General features: G+C 71.5%; 13 protein-coding genes, 1 pseudogene and 1 riboswitch. Of the genes and pseudogenes, 5 read left to right on the top strand and 9 right to left on the bottom strand.

Features of this window, described 5'->3' with window-relative positions:
• Window positions 1–202: 202 nt before the first annotated feature.
• Window positions 203–505 carry a hypothetical protein gene (locus tag ACFU5F_RS11035; RefSeq protein ID WP_383885310.1) on the top strand — a complete coding sequence of 101 codons (303 nt, stop codon included), beginning with the start codon at window positions 203–205 and terminating at the stop codon, window positions 503–505.
• A gap of 154 nt (window positions 506–659) precedes the next feature.
• Here ACFU5F_RS11035 and ACFU5F_RS11030 read toward each other — a convergent pair whose 3' ends face one another.
• Entirely contained in the window at window positions 660–1,610 is a 951-nt protein-coding gene (locus ACFU5F_RS11030; RefSeq protein ID WP_383885078.1) for a GlxA family transcriptional regulator, read from the bottom strand.
• A 162-nt stretch (window positions 1,611–1,772) separates the two neighbouring features.
• Here ACFU5F_RS11030 and ACFU5F_RS11025 point away from each other — a divergent pair, with 162 nt between their 5' ends.
• Both ACFU5F_RS11025 and ACFU5F_RS11020 read left to right on the top strand, forming a co-directional pair.
• Entirely contained in the window at window positions 1,773–2,294 is a 522-nt protein-coding gene (locus tag ACFU5F_RS11025; RefSeq protein ID WP_383885075.1) for a protease, read from the top strand.
• A 48-nt stretch (window positions 2,295–2,342) separates the two neighbouring features.
• A complete protein-coding gene (locus ACFU5F_RS11020; protein WP_383885072.1) occupies window positions 2,343–2,852 on the top strand; it encodes a levansucrase in 510 nt (169 codons plus the stop codon).
• A 33-nt stretch (window positions 2,853–2,885) separates the two neighbouring features.
• On the opposite strand, the gene ACFU5F_RS11015 is transcribed toward ACFU5F_RS11020, so the two are convergent.
• From ACFU5F_RS11015 to ACFU5F_RS11005, 3 genes are all read right to left on the bottom strand, one after another.
• On the bottom strand, window positions 2,886–3,344 hold the full coding sequence (locus tag ACFU5F_RS11015) for a hypothetical protein (RefSeq protein WP_383885069.1): 459 nt from the start codon (window positions 3,342–3,344) through the stop codon (window positions 2,886–2,888).
• A 150-nt stretch (window positions 3,345–3,494) separates the two neighbouring features.
• Window positions 3,495–4,982, bottom strand: a complete 1,488-nt coding sequence (locus tag ACFU5F_RS11010) for an MFS transporter (protein ID WP_383885065.1) — start codon at window positions 4,980–4,982, stop codon at window positions 3,495–3,497.
• 91 nt (window positions 4,983–5,073) lie between these two features.
• On the bottom strand, window positions 5,074–6,447 hold the full coding sequence (locus ACFU5F_RS11005) for a DUF445 domain-containing protein (RefSeq protein ID WP_383885062.1): 1,374 nt from the start codon (window positions 6,445–6,447) through the stop codon (window positions 5,074–5,076).
• A 249-nt stretch (window positions 6,448–6,696) separates the two neighbouring features.
• On the opposite strand from ACFU5F_RS11005, the gene ACFU5F_RS11000 reads away from it, so the two are divergent.
• Window positions 6,697–8,022: an SGNH/GDSL hydrolase family protein gene (locus ACFU5F_RS11000; protein ID WP_383885059.1), complete on the top strand. Its 1,326-nt coding sequence runs from the start codon at window positions 6,697–6,699 to the stop codon at window positions 8,020–8,022.
• A 93-nt stretch (window positions 8,023–8,115) separates the two neighbouring features.
• On the opposite strand, the gene ACFU5F_RS10995 is transcribed toward ACFU5F_RS11000, so the two are convergent.
• The 4 genes and pseudogenes from ACFU5F_RS10995 to ACFU5F_RS10980 form a co-directional block, all read right to left on the bottom strand.
• Window positions 8,116–8,967: a DUF1707 domain-containing protein gene (locus ACFU5F_RS10995; RefSeq protein WP_383885056.1), complete on the bottom strand. Its 852-nt coding sequence runs from the start codon at window positions 8,965–8,967 to the stop codon at window positions 8,116–8,118.
• A 33-nt stretch (window positions 8,968–9,000) separates the two neighbouring features.
• Window positions 9,001–9,995, bottom strand: a pseudogene (locus ACFU5F_RS10990) (ATP-binding cassette domain-containing protein).
• 23 nt (window positions 9,996–10,018) lie between these two features.
• On the bottom strand, window positions 10,019–10,900 hold the full coding sequence (locus tag ACFU5F_RS10985) for an ABC transporter permease (RefSeq protein WP_383885053.1): 882 nt from the start codon (window positions 10,898–10,900) through the stop codon (window positions 10,019–10,021).
• Window positions 10,893–11,693 (bottom strand): ABC transporter permease, encoded by an 801-nt coding sequence (locus ACFU5F_RS10980; RefSeq protein ID WP_383885051.1) that lies wholly within the window; start codon window positions 11,691–11,693, stop codon window positions 10,893–10,895. Before ACFU5F_RS10980 ends, ACFU5F_RS10985 begins: the two co-directional genes overlap by 8 nt.
• A gap of 1,516 nt (window positions 11,694–13,209) precedes the next feature.
• Here ACFU5F_RS10980 and ACFU5F_RS10975 point away from each other — a divergent pair.
• Window positions 13,210–15,468, top strand: a complete 2,259-nt coding sequence (locus tag ACFU5F_RS10975) for a transglycosylase domain-containing protein (protein ID WP_383885307.1) — start codon at window positions 13,210–13,212, stop codon at window positions 15,466–15,468.
• A gap of 31 nt (window positions 15,469–15,499) precedes the next feature.
• Here ACFU5F_RS10975 and ACFU5F_RS10970 read toward each other — a convergent pair whose 3' ends face one another.
• Window positions 15,500–15,820: a multidrug efflux SMR transporter gene (locus ACFU5F_RS10970; RefSeq protein ID WP_013003274.1), complete on the bottom strand. Its 321-nt coding sequence runs from the start codon at window positions 15,818–15,820 to the stop codon at window positions 15,500–15,502.
• A gap of 30 nt (window positions 15,821–15,850) precedes the next feature.
• A riboswitch (guanidine-III (ykkC-III) riboswitch) is annotated at window positions 15,851–15,910 on the bottom strand.
• Window positions 15,911–15,965 lie beyond the last annotated feature (55 nt).

The following is a 15,965-nucleotide window of genomic DNA, read 5'->3' as shown; positions in this document are numbered from 1 at the left end:
GCACTCCTCTCTTCTGACGTTGGGTGCGATGCCCTCTGAATTCCTACGGCTTCTTATATAGCTCGGAGGAAGAAACTTGACAACCCTCGACTCAGGTTCGCGTGCCGAGGGCGCCCCGGAGCTAGCCTCGATCACGCCGGTCGACGGCGGCGATGACGGCATCGCGCGCGAGGTCGGCAACGACTTGCGACAGGAGACGGTGATGGCGAGGATCCCCACGGCGGCGGTGGCCGCGAGCGGGCTCATCGGCGGGTACGGGGTGGCGCGCTGGACGAAGAAGCGGCCGCTCGGCGGGGCGGTCCTGGCCGTCGCCGGGGCCGCGGCGGCCCGACAGTGGCAGCAGGCGGCCGGGGGCGGGGCGGCGGGGGCGCTGACCGCGGGATACGTGGCCGCGTTCGCCGGGTCGCATCCGCTGGCGAAGAAGGTGGGTGCCTGGCCGGCGGTGTTCGGGGTGGCCGGGGTGATGGCGCTGGCCTCGTGGGCGGTGGCCGACCGCAAGGGGTAGGGGGTTCCTTCTACGCCCGGGCCGCGGAATGGGTGGTCACCGGCCGGAAGGGGTGAGGGCTTCCGTCCGGACGAGGGTCGCGGCCGCGCGTGGCGAGTCGTCAGTGGTCGCTCGCGCAGTTCCCCGCGCCCCTGGCGGGGCACGGCCGGCCGCTTCACTCCCCCCGGAACGCCCGCCGGTACGCGTACGGGCTCGTCCCCACGACCCTCTTGAAGCGGTCCCGGAACGCCGTCGGGGAGCCGAAGCCCGCCTGGGCCGCGACGCGTTCGACCGTGTGGTCGGTGGACTCCAGGAGGTACTGGGCGCGGCGGACGCGTGCCCGGTGCAGCCACTGCAGGGGCGTCGTACCGGTCTGTTCGCGGAAACGGCGGTTCAGGGTGCGGGCGCTGGTGCCGGCGTGCAGGGCGATGTCGTCCAGGGTCAGATCCCGCTCCACGTTCTCCTCCAGCCAGCGCAGCAGGGGCTCCATCGTCGCGCCGGCGGGGGCCGAGGGCTGGTCCTGGACGATGAACTGGGCCTGGCCGCCCTCCCGTTCGAGCGGCATGACGCACATGCGGGCGGTGAAGGCGGCGACCGCCGAGCCGTGGTCCCTGCGGATCATGTGCAGGCACATGTCCATCGCCGCGGCGGCGCCCGCCGAGGTGAGGAACTGGCCGTTGTCGACGTAGAGGACGTTCGGGTCGACGGTGACGTCCGGGTGGCGGGCCGCCAGGTCGGGGGCCGCGATCCAGTGGGTCGTGGCGCGCAGCCCGTCCAACAGGCCCGTCGCCGCGAAGAGGAACGCACCGACGCAGATCGAGGCGATCCTCGTGCCGCTCGCCGCCGCCGCGTGGAGCGCCCGCGTCACTTCCGGCGGCAGCGGTACGGTCGGGTCCGCCGTCCCCGGCAGGATGATCGTGTCGGCCTCGGCCAGCGCCTGAAGCCCGTACGGCGCCCGCACGGCGAACGGCCCCGCTGTCACCTCCCGGCCCTCCTCCACCGAGCAGACCCGCACCCGGTACGCCTCCCGGCCGTCCGGCAGCCGGGCCCAGCCGAAGGTGTCGACGGGGACCGACATGTCGAAGGGGATCACGTCGTCGAGCGCCAGTACGGCCACGGTGTGCATGGCGGGAGCGTATGTCTGCACCGGTTTTCCGCCAAGCCTGCTCAGCCCGCGCCCCTCATCCCCAGTCCACTGTGACCCCTGATTCCGTGGCTGGCGAGAATCCGTTGCCCCCTGGCAATCCCGCCACTTCCACCGGATCTCGACGCGACCTACCGTCCCCCCGTGACCAAGTTCCTGCTCTCCCTCCACGTCCTCGCCGCGATCATCGCCGTCGGGCCCGTCACCGTCGCCGCCAGCATGTTTCCGCCGAGCGCGCGCAAGGCGCTCGCCGAACCCGGCAGTGAACGGGCGGTGGCGGCCGTACGGCTGCTGCACCGGATCTGCCGGGTGTACGGCGGCGTGGGCATCGCGGTGCCTGTGCTCGGGTTCGCCACCGCGATGAGCATGGGGGTGCTGAACGACGCCTGGCTGATCGTGTCGATGCTGCTGACCGCCCTCGCGGCGATGGTCCTGCTGGCGCTGGTGCTGCCCCGGCAGGAGGAGATCCTGGCAGGGATCGGGGGCACCGCCACCGACAGCGGAGGCACCGGGGGCACCGGGGGCACCACCCTCGACGCCGGGACCATCACCGTCGACGCCCGGGCCACCGCCCGACTCGCCATGTTCACAGGGGTGTTCAACCTGCTGTGGGCGGCGGTCACGGTCCTGATGATCGTGCGGCCCGGTTCGACCACGGGAGCGTGACGCGACCCCGCCTTCCCAGCGGTGCGCCGGTGGGTGCATGATCCGGCCATGCATCCACAGCAGTCGCCCTCCCAGGCAACCCAGGCCTACGTCACCTCCGTGGCCGCCCGCCTCGCCGCCGACGAATGCCAGACCTGGTGGGAAGACTGGGGTGGGGTACCCGTGCTCGTGGGGCGGCGGGCCGACTTCCGGCTGCGGTGGATGGCGAAGATGCATCTGTTCACGGTGGTGGTCGCCGTCCCGGAGATCACGATGCCGACGATCGGCACGTTCACCTTCCAGGCGATGGAGTACGCCAAGCGCGTCAAGGGCGGGCTGCCGGCCGGCCTGCAGACGGGGATATGTCTTTTCCCCGTGCTGGTCAGCGACCGGGTGGACCCGGCCGCCGTGCAGTGGGCGGAGGGTCAGGCACGCCACGAGTGGGGCATCACGGCACGGCCCGTCGTGGTCGACAGCGCACGCCAGTACGTGGGGCTCTGCCGGCGCAAGGGTTTCGTGGGCAGGGCGTACGCGTCGCACATGCTCAAGAAGGGCGGGCTCTACCTCGACGGCAGGTGACGCGGCGGTCGTGCCGCCCGCCCGCACGACCGCTCACCGCTGGGCCCTGATCAGCCATCTCTCGTCCACCGGCTCCGTCCGGAACCGCCGCGCCACCGACGACGCCACCAGCACCCACGCGCCCAGCACCAGCGTGAAGAAGGCCCAGGACAGGGGCCATACGGCCGCGTCCGGGGGCTCGGTGTGGGCGTGGAAGGACACGTACATCAGGGCGGACGGCGGGACGGCGACCAGGAGCAGCGGCCAGGCCAGGGCGTCCCGGTGGCCGAAGTAGGCCGCGAGGAGCAGCAGGACGAGGGCGAGGACGAGGAGGCCCGTGACGGTCACGGGGTTCGTCCGCGTCAGGGAGCCCTCCAGCTCGGGCCGGTCGCGCAGGTCCCACGGAAGGCAGAGGCGGTACGCGGCCGCGGCGAGGGCGGCGCCGAGCAGGCGGGTCAGCCAGCGTTCCGGCCAGGGGCGCGTGCGCAGGGGGCGGAGCAGCTTCTCGGTCATGCGTACGAGGGTTCCGGGGCGGGCGGCGGGCCGACAGAGTACGGATACTCAGACCGGCCTGCTCACCCGTACCCAGAAGCCGCCCCGATCCGGCCTGGCCTGCTCACCCGTACCCAGCAGCGGCCCCGATCCGGCCCCGCCGCCACTCCGCTAGGCGGAGCCCCGCGCCGACAGCGGCTCCGCGATGTCCTCCAGCGAGCGCCGTTCCGCGCGCACCGCGAGGAAGGCGGCCACCAGGCCCGCCGCGCACATCAGGCTCGCGCCGATCTGGAAGGCGAGGACGGTGTCGCCGACAACGCCGGACTCGGTCAGCTCGGCGAAGATCAGCGGGCCGCTGATACCGCCGGCGGCCGTGCCGAGGGCGTAGAAGAAGGCGATCGCCATCGCGCGGGTCTCCATGGGGAAGACCTCCGAGACCGTCAGGTAGGCGCTGGAGGCTCCGGCCGACGCGAAGAAGAGGACCACGCACCAGCAGGCCGTCAGGGTCACCTCGTCGAGCGAACCCCGGCCGAACAGCCAGGCGGTGCCGAACAGCAGCAGGCCGGAGAGCAGATACGTCGACGAGATCATGACCTTGCGGCCGACCGTGTCGAACAGCTTGCCGAGCAGCAGGGGGCCGAGCAGGTTGCCGGCGGCGATGACGGCGAAGTAGTAGCCGGTGTCGGAGGTCGGGACGTCGTAGAACGTGGTGAGGATCGCGCCGAAGCCGAAGGTGATCGCGTTGTAGAGGAACGCCTGGCCGATGAAGAGGGAGAAGCCGAGGACGGCACGGCGGCGGTACTGGGAGAAGACCGTACGGGCGATCGTGCCGAAGCCGATGCTCTCGCGCTGATGGACGGTCATCTCCCGTTCGGCCGCCTCCAGCGGGCGTCCTTTCTCGGCCTCGATCCGCACCTCCGCGTCCCGCACCAGCCGTTCGGCCTCCTGTTCCCTGCCGTGGATCAACAGCCAGCGCGGGCTCTCGGGGACGTTCCGGCGGACCAGCAGGATCACCAGGCCGAGCACCACCCCGAGGGCGAAGGTGAGCCGCCAGCCGACGTCGGCCGGGAAGATGTCGGTGTTCAGGGCGACGATCGACAGCAGTGAGCCGCCGATCGCGCCGAGCCAGAAGCTGCCGTTGATGACGATGTCGACGCGGCCCCGGTACTTGGACGGGATCAGTTCGTCGATGGCGGAGTTGATGGCCGCGTACTCGCCGCCGATGCCGAAGCCGGTGAGGAAGCGGAAGAGGAAGAACCACCAGGTGGAGAAGGAGACGGCCGTCAGCGCGGTCGCCCCCAGATAGACCATCAGGGTCACCATGAACAGCTTCTTGCGGCCGAACCTGTCGGTCATCCGGCCGAAGAAGAGGGCGCCCAGGCAGGCGCCCGCCACATACAGCGCGGCCGCGGTTCCGGTGACCTGCGCGGAGCTGATCGGCAGCCCGCTGCCCTCCTCGGAGAGCCGCCCCGCGATGTTGCCGACGACGGTCACTTCCAGACCGTCGAGGATCCACACGGTGCCGAGACCGATCACGATCGTCCAGTGCCAGCGCGACCAGGGAAGGCGGTCCAGGCGCGCCGGTACGGCGGTGGTGATCACACCCGGTGAGCCAGGTGATCCTGGCGCACCCGGTGACTTCGAGTCAGTGACGGACATGGGCTGGGGCTCCCTCCACCTCGAGCGAACCCGGACCGGGTGCCCGCGCGCGCAGGGATCACTCCCGGTCCACGCCCCCGGCGCCCGCGCCCTAAGCCCCCAGCGCCCGCGACACCGTATAGATGAGCAGACCCACCAGGGACCCCACGACCGTGCCGTTGATCCGGATGAACTGCAGGTCGCGGCCGATGTTGGCCTCGATCTTCTTCGTGGTGTGCTCGGCGTCCCAGCTCGCGACGGTCTCGGTGATCAGGGAGGTGATCTCCGTGCGGTAGGTGGTCACGACGTGCACCGCCGCCCCCTCGATCCACTTGTCGAGTTTGTCCTGCGCGCTCGGCTCGGTGGCCATCCGGGTGCCCAGCGACAGCAGGGACGCGCGGACCCTCAGCCGCAGTTCGCTGCGCTCGTCCTCCGCCGCGGACACGATCATCGACCGTACGGCCGTCCAGGCGGAGGCGATGAGGTCCTGGACCTCGCCCCGGCCGAGCACCTCGCCCTTCAGCCGCTCCACCCGCGCACGGGTCTCGGTGTCGGACTGGAGGTCGGTGGCGAAGTCGGTGAGGAAGCGGTCCAGGGCGCCGCGCGCCGGGTGGGTGGGCGAGTCGCGCATCTCGGTCGTGAAGCGCAGCAGCTCCTTGTAGACCCGCTCGCCGATGCGCCGGTCGACGAACCGGGGGGTCCAGCCGGGGGCGCCGCCCTCGACCGCGTCCATGACCTGCTCGTCGTGCAGTATCAGCCAGTTCTGGGCGCGGGCACAGACCAGATCCACGATCCGCCGGTGGCCGCCGTCCGTGACGATCTTCTCCAGCATCTTGCCGATACCGGGCGCGATCTCCTGGGCGTTCGCCCGCCGGGTGATCGCCTCCCCGACCACGGCCTGTACGTCCGAGTCGCGCAGCACGGTCAGCGCACCCCGCAGCGCGGTCGCCAGTTCGGCCGTCACCCGGTCGGCGTTCTGCGGTTCGGCGAGCCAGGAGCCGAGCCGGCTGCCGATGCCGACGGCCCGCAGCCGCTGCCGTACGACATCCTGGGAGAGGAAGTTCTCGCCGACGAACTCACCGAGCGAGACGCCCAGTTGGTCCTTCTTGGTGGGGATGATCGCGGTGTGCGGGATGGGCAGCCCGAGCGGGTGCCGGAACAGCGCGGTCACGGCGAACCAGTCCGCCATCGCACCCACCATGCCCGCCTCGGCCGCCGCGGCGACATAACCGGCCCAGGCGCCCGCGCCCTCGTGCGAGGCCCACTTGGCCAGCACGTACACCACGGCCACGAACAGCAGCAGTCCGGCGGCGATGAGCTTCATCTGCCGTACGCCGCGCTGTTTCTCCTCGTCGGCGGCGCTGAAGGTGGTCATCGTGCGGTGCGACACACGCGGCTGGGCGCCGGCCGCCGGGGCCGCCGCGTTCCGGGCCTCCTCGGCCGGCTCCCGCTCCGGTCCGTCCTGTTCCGCTTTCGTACGGTCCATTCACTCCACCCGTTCCTGTCCCCCGTACACATTGTCCGTTCTTCGACGCCTTCCCCGGCGCTACGACTCTTGGTGACGTACTCCATAGCTCTACCGAGACCTACTCCTGGAACGGAACAGGAGTTCCCCGCGTCTGTCCGGGCGGGGGAACCGATGGGGGTTCTCGCATGCAACCCCCATCCCATGCCGCATCATGGGGTGATCACATCGGAGCCTCGGGGCTCCATAGCCCGAGGAGTAACCCACCGCATGACCAGGCATTACGGTTATGCAGTTCTGGCGGCCATCGCCGCCCTGGTCGTGGCGATCTCCGCCGCGATATACATCGGCGTCGGCACCGACGACGGCACCCCCCGACAGGAGACCTTCGCCCGCGCGCCTCACAACAGCGCCGCCCCCGCCTCCACCGGCGTCTGGGTCGGTGCCTGGGCCGCGTCGCCGAGCGGTTCGGAGCCGGGCACCGAGCGGGACGGCCTCGCCGGCCGTTCGGTGCGCAACGTGGTGCACACGGCCGCCGCCGGGACGAGTGCCCGCGTCACCCTGTCCAATCTCTACGGCCAGCAGCCGCTGACCATCACCCACGCCTCGCTCGCCGTGGCCGCGGCGGTGAACACCCCGGCCGCGGCGGCTGACACCATGCGCCGCCTCACCTTCGGCGGCAACCCGACCGTCGTCGTCCCGGCGGGCCGGCAGGTGGTGAGCGACGCCGTACGGGTACCGATCCCGCACGACAGCGACGTACTGATCACCACCTACTCCCCCACGCCGTCCGGCCCCGCGACCTACCACGCGCACGCCCGGCAGATCTCCTACACCGCCGAGGGCGACCTGACCGAGGACATCACCGGGGAGCCGTACACCGAGCAGTCCCCGTACTGGCGTTACGTCACCGCCCTGGACGTGCTGAGCAACGAGTCCGACGGCACGGTCGTGGTCCTCGGCGACTCGCTCACCGACGGTGTCACCTCCACGGTCGGCGAGAACCGGCGCTGGACCGATGTCCTCGCCGGCCGCCTGCGCGCCGCCACCGGTTCCTCCGCCGTGCCCCGCTACAGCGTCGTCAACGAGGGCATCAGCGGCAACCAGGTCCTCGCCGACGGCTACGGCCGCCCCGCCGAGAACCCCAGCGGCCTCTCCCGTTTCCAGCGCGACGTCCTCGGCCGGACGGGCGTCAAGGCCGTCGTCATCGACCTCGGCATCAACGACATCCTCAAGAACCCCGGCCAGGCCGACCCCGAAGCCGTCACCGCCGGACTCCGCCGGCTCGTCGACCGGGCCCACGCCCGCGGCCTCCGGGTCGTCGGTGCCACCCTGATGCCCTTCCAGGGCCACCGCGGCTACTCCGACCAACGCGAATCCGTCCGCCAGGCCATCAACGCCACGATCCGCTCCGGCAGCGTCTTCGACACCTACGTCGACTTCGACAAGGCCCTGCGCGACCCCTACGCCCCTCGCCGCCTGCGCCCCGACTACGACTCGGGCGACCACCTCCACCCGAGCGACGAGGGCTACGAGCGGATGGCGGACGTCTTCGACCTGGCGAAACTGAAGGGCGCGGCACCGGCCGAGCTGTAGACGGGCCCCGGCCGGTGAGGGAGCCGGCGCCGGGCGCACGGGGAACGATGGGAGCGGGCGATCGGCCGCGGCGCACCCGCGGCCGGCATCGGCCTACCGCTCCCGTCTCCGCCGCCGCTCCCGCTCCTCCTCGCGCCGTGAGCGCACCGCGTCCCTGATCTCGTCCATGGCCTCGCGGTGCGCCTCGTGCATCCCGTGCGAGTGGTCGCGGTGTGACGCGTGCAGTTCGCGGCGTGCCCGTCTGCGGTCCAGCCGCTCCTGCCGCCGCGCCTCCTTCAGCCGCTGCCTCTCGGCCTTCGGGATCTTCCGCTCCACCCCGACCCCGCCCCAGAACGCGAACCCGGTGATGATCACTCGCGGCGCGCCCGGCTCCCCGGGCACGCCCTCCTGGCCGTGGTCGAAGCCGCCCATGATCCCGACGCCCCGGACGACGACCTCGACCCCGGGCGGCACGACCACGTTGATCCCGCCCATGATGGCCACGCAGTTGATGGTGACCTCGCGGCTCACGAAGTTCGCGTCCCGCAGGTCCAGTTCACCGCCGCCCCAGAACGCGAAGCAGTCGAACCGCTCGGGCACGGTCCACCGCCCCTTGCGCTCGAACCCGGACAGCACCGCCACACCCCACGTGGACGTCCCTTCGCCGCCGACGATCCGCTCGGGCCAACTCGCCTCCCCCTCAGGCCCCTTGACCAAGGACACGGACGGCTGGGACACGAGCGCCGGCGGCGCCACGGCGCCCGCGCCGGGCAGATCACGGGTGATCGGCGCCAACTCGCCGTACGTCCGCGCCTTGTAGGTGGCGTCCAGCCGCTCCTCGAACTCCTCCATGTCGAGGCGCCCTTCCGCGAGGGCGTCCCGCAACTGCTCGGAGACTCGTTCACGATCGGCGTCGGAGGCACGAAGGTCCGCGGCGGCCGGAACATCCGGCAGGTCGTCCGTCATACGGATCAGCCTACGAGGAACCCCCGCGCCGGGCTATGACACGGCCCGCCCCGACTCCCCCACCCGCTCCGCCTGCTGCGCGTACATCTGGGCGATCACGGCCTCGATGTCCGGCTCCCGCACCGACAGGTCCACCAGCGGATACTCCGAGGCGATCCGCGCCACCAGCGGGGCCGCCGACTCCGACGCCGGGAAGGCGAGCCACTGCCGGGGCCCCTCCACCCGGACGACCCGGGCGGGCCCGGCCTCGATCGGGGGCAGCTCGCGCTCCAGGTCGACGACGAGGGTGCGCTCGCTCTCGCCCACCTCGTGCAGCCCGGTCAGCGGCCCGTCGTACATCAGGCGGCCGTGGTCGATGACCATCACCCGGCGGCACAACTGTTCGATGTCCTGGAGGTCGTGCGTGGTCAGCAGCACGGTCGTGCCGCGCTCGGTGTTGAGTTCCCGCAGGAACTCCCGGACCTTGGCCTTGCTGATGACGTCGAGCCCGATGGTCGGCTCGTCCAGGTACAGCACCTCGGGGTCGTGCAGCAGGGCCGCCGCGATGTCCCCGCGCATGCGCTGGCCGAGCGAGAGCTGCCGTACGGGGACGTCCAGCAGGTCGCCCAGTTCGAGGAGTTCGACACAGCGGTCGAGGTTCTCGCGGTACCGCGCGTCCGGGATGCGGTACATACGGTGCATCAGCCGGTAGGAGTCGATGAGGGGAAGGTCCCACCACAGGGTCGTCCGCTGCCCGAACACCACGCCGATACGCCGGGCCAGCCGCGTCCGCTCGCGGGACGGGTCGATGCCGGCGACGCGCAGCCGGCCCCCGCTCGGGGTCAGGATGCCGGTCAGCATCTTGATCGTCGTCGACTTCCCCGCGCCGTTCGGCCCGATGTAGCCGACCATCTCCCACGCGCGACCGTGAAGGAGATCGAGTCGACCGCCCGCACCTCACGCCGCTCCCGCCGCAGGAACCCGGTCTTCTTCCGGACGTCGAAGACCTTCTCCACCCGGTCCAGTTCGATGAACGCGCTGTCTGTCACATCCGGCTCCACGCCTGAACTCCCTAACTCCCCGTACTCCGATACGAACGCAGCCCCGCCCGCCACGCGAGTCCCGCCAGCGCGCAGCAGGCCACGCCGACCAGCGGGGGCGCGAAGGCCGACCAGGACGGCAGGTCGAGCGGGTAGGGGCGGCCCAGGACGTACAGTCCGGGCACCCAGTTGACGAAGGCGAGCGGCAGGACGAAGGTCACCCCGCGCAGCAGGTCCTTGGCGAAGAGGGCCGGGGGGTACTGCAGCAGGGTCGCGCCGCCGTACGTGAAGGCGTTCTGCACCTCGGAGGCGTCCTGGGCGACGAACTGGAAGGCCGCGCCCCCGACGAACACCGCCGCGAAGATCATCCCGCCGCTGCCCACCATCAGCGGGATCATCAGCACCTTGGCCGGGGTCCAGGCGATGTCGAGCGTGGCCAGGGCGTAGCCGAGGACGAACAGGCCCTGGGTGACCCGGCCGAGGCGGCGCAGCGCGAACTTGTCGGCGGCGACCTGGGCGAGCACCGGCACGGGGCGGACGAGCAGGGTGTCCAGCGTGCCGTCACGGACCCGGCGGCCGAGCCGGTCCATCGAGCCGATCATCAGATCCGCGAGGCCGAAGGCGACGGCGGAGGTGCCGTAGAGCAGGGCGATCTCGGGCAGGGTGAACCCGCCCAGCTCGTCGACCTGCGAGAACATCAGCAGGATCGCGACGAAGTCGAAGGAGGTCGCCGCGAAGTTCCCGAACGTCGTCATCGCGAAGGACGCGCGGTAGGCCATCGTGGAGCGGATCCACATGGCGGCGATCATGCGGTAGGCGCGCAGCCCGTCGCGGACACGGCTGTACGTGCCGTACTCGGCGAACGGGTTCTCCCGCCCGGCGCCGGTGACGGGGCGCTCGTCCACGTCAGCCACCCTGGACCACCACCTTCCGGGTCGCCGCCGACTGGATCAGCCGTCCGACCGCGAGCAGGACCACGGCCCAGGCCAGCTGGAAGCCGTACGTCCGCCAGGGGTCGGCCTCGCCCAGCAGGACGTCCGCCGGGGCCTGGAGCAGGGCCGACCAGGGCAGGGCGCGGGCCAGGTCGCCGAGCGCGCCGGGGAAGACGTTGAGCGGGAGGAGCATCCCGGAGAAGAAGACTCCGGTGAGCCAGGTGATCTGCATCGCTCCGGCGCCGTCGAGGAGCCAGAACGCCCACAGCGCGACGATGTACCGGATCGCGAAGCTGACGACGGCCCCCAGGGCGACCGCCACGAGACAGGCGAGCCAGGGCAGCGGGCCGTCGGGCAGGGCGAGGTCGAAGAAGAGGGCGCCGCACAGCATGGGGACGACACCGCGTCCGAGCAGCTGGAACAGGGCCCGGCCCAGGTCGGCGGCGAGCCACCACAGCTGGAGGTCGACGGGCCGGTACAGGTCGACCGCGATGTCCCCGGTCCGGATCCGCTCGATCAGCTCCTCCTCGAAGCCGACGCTGCCCAGTACCATCACCGCGAACATGGCCTGGCCGACCCAGACATAGGTGAGGGCCTGGGCCTGGTCGTAGCCGCCGAGGTGGGGCTTCTCGTGCCAGAGGGCCAGGTAGGTGTATGCGAGGATGAAGCCGAAGACGGTGTTGGTGAACACCCCCGCGGCGGTGGCCACCCGATATGTCGCGTACCGCCTGAAACCACCGGCGGCGACGGCGGCGTACAACCGCCCTGTGCCCACGAGGAAACCCCCATCCGCTGCGAAGAGTTAGGCGAAAGGCCGAGGCCTGGACCGATTCGGGCCGAAGCGAAGAAGCCTAGTCCGCGGCAGGAGGGGCCTGCCACGCGTTTTCGGGGGCGGACGGTGGTGCTCGTGTGGTGTGCGGGGCACGTGCCGGGATCCGGGAACGGATCGAACGGAACGAGAGTCTTACTCAAGGGCGCACAACCGGCCCGGAGCGGGCGCAAGGCGTACGAGTCCGTACGGAAATGAACGTACGACGCGAAAACAGGAGCACGGCAGCACGATGAGCGACGAGCCGCAGCCGAAGCGGAACGGCCCGGGCTGGACACCGCGAGACCCGGAGCGACGCACTCCGGGCACGACTTCGGGGTCCGGCGACACCGCCGCCAAGGGGAACGCCGACGGCCGATCCGGCCCGACACCGGGCCACGGCCCGAACCCGACGCCGGGCGGGACGCCCGCCACGGCCGCCCCGCGACGCCCTGACACGGCGTCCGCCGACCGCCCGGGCACGCCTCCCGCCGGAAGGCAGGACGGGCAGCCCGGAGGCGTAGCCGGGGAGCGGTCCGGTGCGGGGGCCGGGAAGCGGTCGGATTCGTCCGACGGGCGGCCCGGCTCGGCATCCGGCGGGCAGTCCGGCGCGGCAAGTGGCGGGAAGCCCGGCGGGCAGACCGGTTCGGCGTTCGGCGGGCAGTCCGGCGCGGCAAGTGGCGGGCAGTCGGGGCCGTCCGACAGGCAGTCGGGCGCGCCCGGCGGGCAGTCCGGCTCGGCGCACGGCGGCAAGGCCGGCTCGGCCTCCGGCGGAGACTCCGGCGCCGTGAGCGACCGGAAGACCGGCGGGCAGTCCGGACCGGCATCCGGTCGGCAGGCCGGCGCACGAGCCGGCGGCGTACGGTCCGGCGCCGTTTCCGGTACACAGGCCGGTAAGACGGCCGGTGGTGAGTCGAGCGCCGTGGCCGGTGGGAAGCCCGGTGCGCGGTCCGGTGCCGTGCCCGGCGCACAGACCGGTACGGCGGCCGGCGGGAAGCCCGGTGGCGGGGCCGGACGTGCCCCCGAGGGCAAGGCGGCGCCGTCCACCGGCCACCGTGACGGCGGGTCCGCCGGCGCCCAGGGCCGTGACTCCGCCGGTCCCGGCGCCGGAGGCGGCAGCCCCGCCGGAGTCCCGGACGCCAGGGCGGCCCGAGCCGCTCGGGCCGCCAGGGCCGCCGGCGCGAAGGCGGGCGGCAACGCCGCCGGCGCCGCGTCCGGCCCGACCGGGGAAGACACCCCCACCACCACCCTGGCCATCACACCGGGCCGCAAGCCCACGCCCGCCCCGGCCGCCGCGCGGACCGGGGGCGACACACCGACCCAGGCCCTCGGCGTCATCACCGCCGCGAAGGCCGCCGCCCCGGCGCCCGCGCCCGCGGCCGTGCCCGAGACCTCGCCCGCCACCACGGCCGGGGGCGGCAAGGCCAAGAAGCCCAAGCGGCGCAAGCGCACCGGCTGGAGACGGCTGTTCCCCACCTGGCGCATGGTGTTCGGCACCTTCGTCATCGGCCTCATGCTGATCGTCGGCGCCCTGGTGCTGGGCTACAACATGGTCCACATCCCCAAGGCGAACGCGTTCGCGACCAAGCAGAGCAACGTCTACCTCTACGCGGACGGCTCCCAGATCGCCCGCGACGGCGAGGTCAACCGCGAGAACGTCCCGCTGTCGAAGGTCTCCAAGGCCGCCCAGCGCGCCGTACTGGCCGCCGAGGACCGCGACTTCTACTCCGAGCCGGCCATCGACCTCAAGGCCATGCTCCGCGCCGCCTGGAACACCGCGAGCGGCAAGGGCAAGCAGTCCGGCTCGACGATCACCCAGCAGTACGTGAAGAACTACTACCTGGCCCAGGACCAGACCGTCACCCGCAAGGCGAAGGAGTTCTTCATCTCGATCAAGCTGGACCGTGAGGTGACCAAGGACGAGATCCTGGAGGGCTACCTCAACACCAGCTTCTTCGGCCGCAACGCCTACGGCATCCAGGCCGCCGCCCAGGCGTACTACGGCGTGGACGCCGACGAACTCACCGCCGAGCAGGGCGCGTACCTCGCCGCCCTGGTCAACGCGCCGAGCATGTACGACGTCGTCGCCCACCCCGAGAACAAGGACGCGGCGGTCGCCCGCTGGAACTACGTCCTCGACGGCATGGTCAAGGAAGGCTGGCTCAAGCAGTCCGAGCGGACCGGCGCGAAGTTCCCGATGCCGAAGCAGGCCACCACCTCCTCGGCCTTCTCCGGACAGCGCGGCTACCTCGTCGAGGCCATCAAGTCGTACCTCATCGAGCACAAGATCATCGATGAGAAGGCGCTGGAGAACGGCGGTGGCTACCGCATCACCACCACCATCCAGCCCAAGATGCAGGACGCCTTCATCAAGGCCGTCGACGACCAGCTGATGGACAAGCTCGACAAGAAGAACCGCAAGGTCGACAACTACGTCCGCGCCGGCGGCGTCTCCATCGACCCGAAGACCGGCAAGGTCATCGCGATGTACGGCGGCATCGACTACACCAAGCAGTACGTGAACAACGCGACCCGCCGCGACTTCCAGGTCGGCTCCATCTTCAAGCCGATCGTGTTCACCGCCGCCGTGGAGAACGCCTCCAACAACCAGAACGGCCAGGCGATCACCCCGAACACGGTCTACGACGGCACCAACAAGCGCCCCGTGACCGGCTGGCCGGGCCCCGCGTACGCCCCCGAGAACGAGGACTACCACAACTACGGCAACATCACCGTCCGCCAGGCCACCGAGGATTCCGTGAACTCGGTGTACGCGCAGATGGCCGTCGACATCGGCCCCGAGAAGGTCGAGAAGACCGCGATCGACCTCGGTGTCCCCAAGAACACCCCGGACATGAACCCGTACCCGTCCATCGCCCTGGGCACCGCCACCGCGAGCGTCCTCGACATGACGGAGGCGTACGCCACGCTCGCCAACCACGGCAAGCACGGCACGTACACGATGATCGAGAAGATCAGCAAGGACGGCCAGGCGGTCGACCTGCCGTCCACGGAGGTCACGCAGGCCGTCAGCCGCAAGGCCGCCGACACCACCACCTCCGTCCTGCGGAGCGTGGTCCAGAGCGGCACCGCCACCGCCGCGCAGGCCTCCGGCCACCCGGTCGCCGGCAAGACCGGTACCGCCGAGGAGGACAAGGCCGCCTGGTTCGCCGGCTACACCCCCGACCTCGCCACCGTCGTCTCCGTCATGGGCCAGGACCCCAAGACCGGCGCCCACAAGCCGCTGTACGGCGCGATGGGCCTGCCGCGCGTCAACGGCGGCGGGGCGCCCACGGAGATCTGGGCGCAGTTCACCAAGGCCGCGCTCAAGGGCAAGAAGGTGAAGGACTTCGACCTCGACCTCCAGGTCGGTGCCGATGTCGTCTACACCCCGCCCAGCACCCCCGCCGACGAGCCGGGTGCCACCGGTGACGAGGAGACCGGCGGCGCCACGGGCGACGAGGAGACCGGCGGACCGACCGACGACGACACCGGCGACGACACCTCCACCGGCGGCACGCCCACCACGGACGGCGGTACGACGTCGACGGGCGGCACGGCCACGGACGGAGGTACCACGTCCACCGGCGGCACCTCGACGGACGGCGGCGCCGCGTCGACGGGCGGCGGCGCCACGAGCGACGGAGGCGCGGCCTCCTCGGGGGGCGCCACCAGCGACGGCGGTACGACGGACGGCGGAGGGACCACGGGAGGCGACACCTCGGTGGGGCCGTTCGGCTGACCGAGGCCGCGGCGGAGATGACCGAGGCTGCTCAGTGGCCGGAGGTGGCCTTCAGGCCCACCACGGCCACGAGCAGCAGACACACGAAGAAGATCCGGGCGGCGGTGGCCGGCTCCCCCAGCCACACCATGCCGAACACCGCCGCCCCGGCCGCGCCGATCCCCACCCACACGCCGTACGCGGTACCGATGGGCAGCGTCCTGGCGGCGTGGGAGAGCAGCAGCATGCTGGCGACGATGCCCGCGCCGGTGAGGACGCTGGGCAGGGGCCGGGTGAAACCGTCGGTGTACTTCATCCCGACCGACCAGCCGACTTCCAGCAGTCCGGCGACGACGAGCAGGACCCAGGCCATGAGGCACCTCCGTGATCCAGGGGAATCGGGGGTGCGTCGTCTTTGCGGGTCCCGGTACGGCGCGTCTCGTCGGGTCCTTCAAAGGTAGCAAAACACAGGCGTGGGGGGCTGGTGACCATGGTCACCAGCCCCCCACGCCTGTGTT

Source organism: Streptomyces sp. NPDC057438 (assembly GCF_042802995.1).
Lineage (GTDB): Bacteria > Actinomycetota > Actinomycetes > Streptomycetales > Streptomycetaceae > Streptomyces.
Note: the sequence above shows the minus strand (reverse complement) of the source record. Positions and strands in the feature narration are given on the sequence as shown.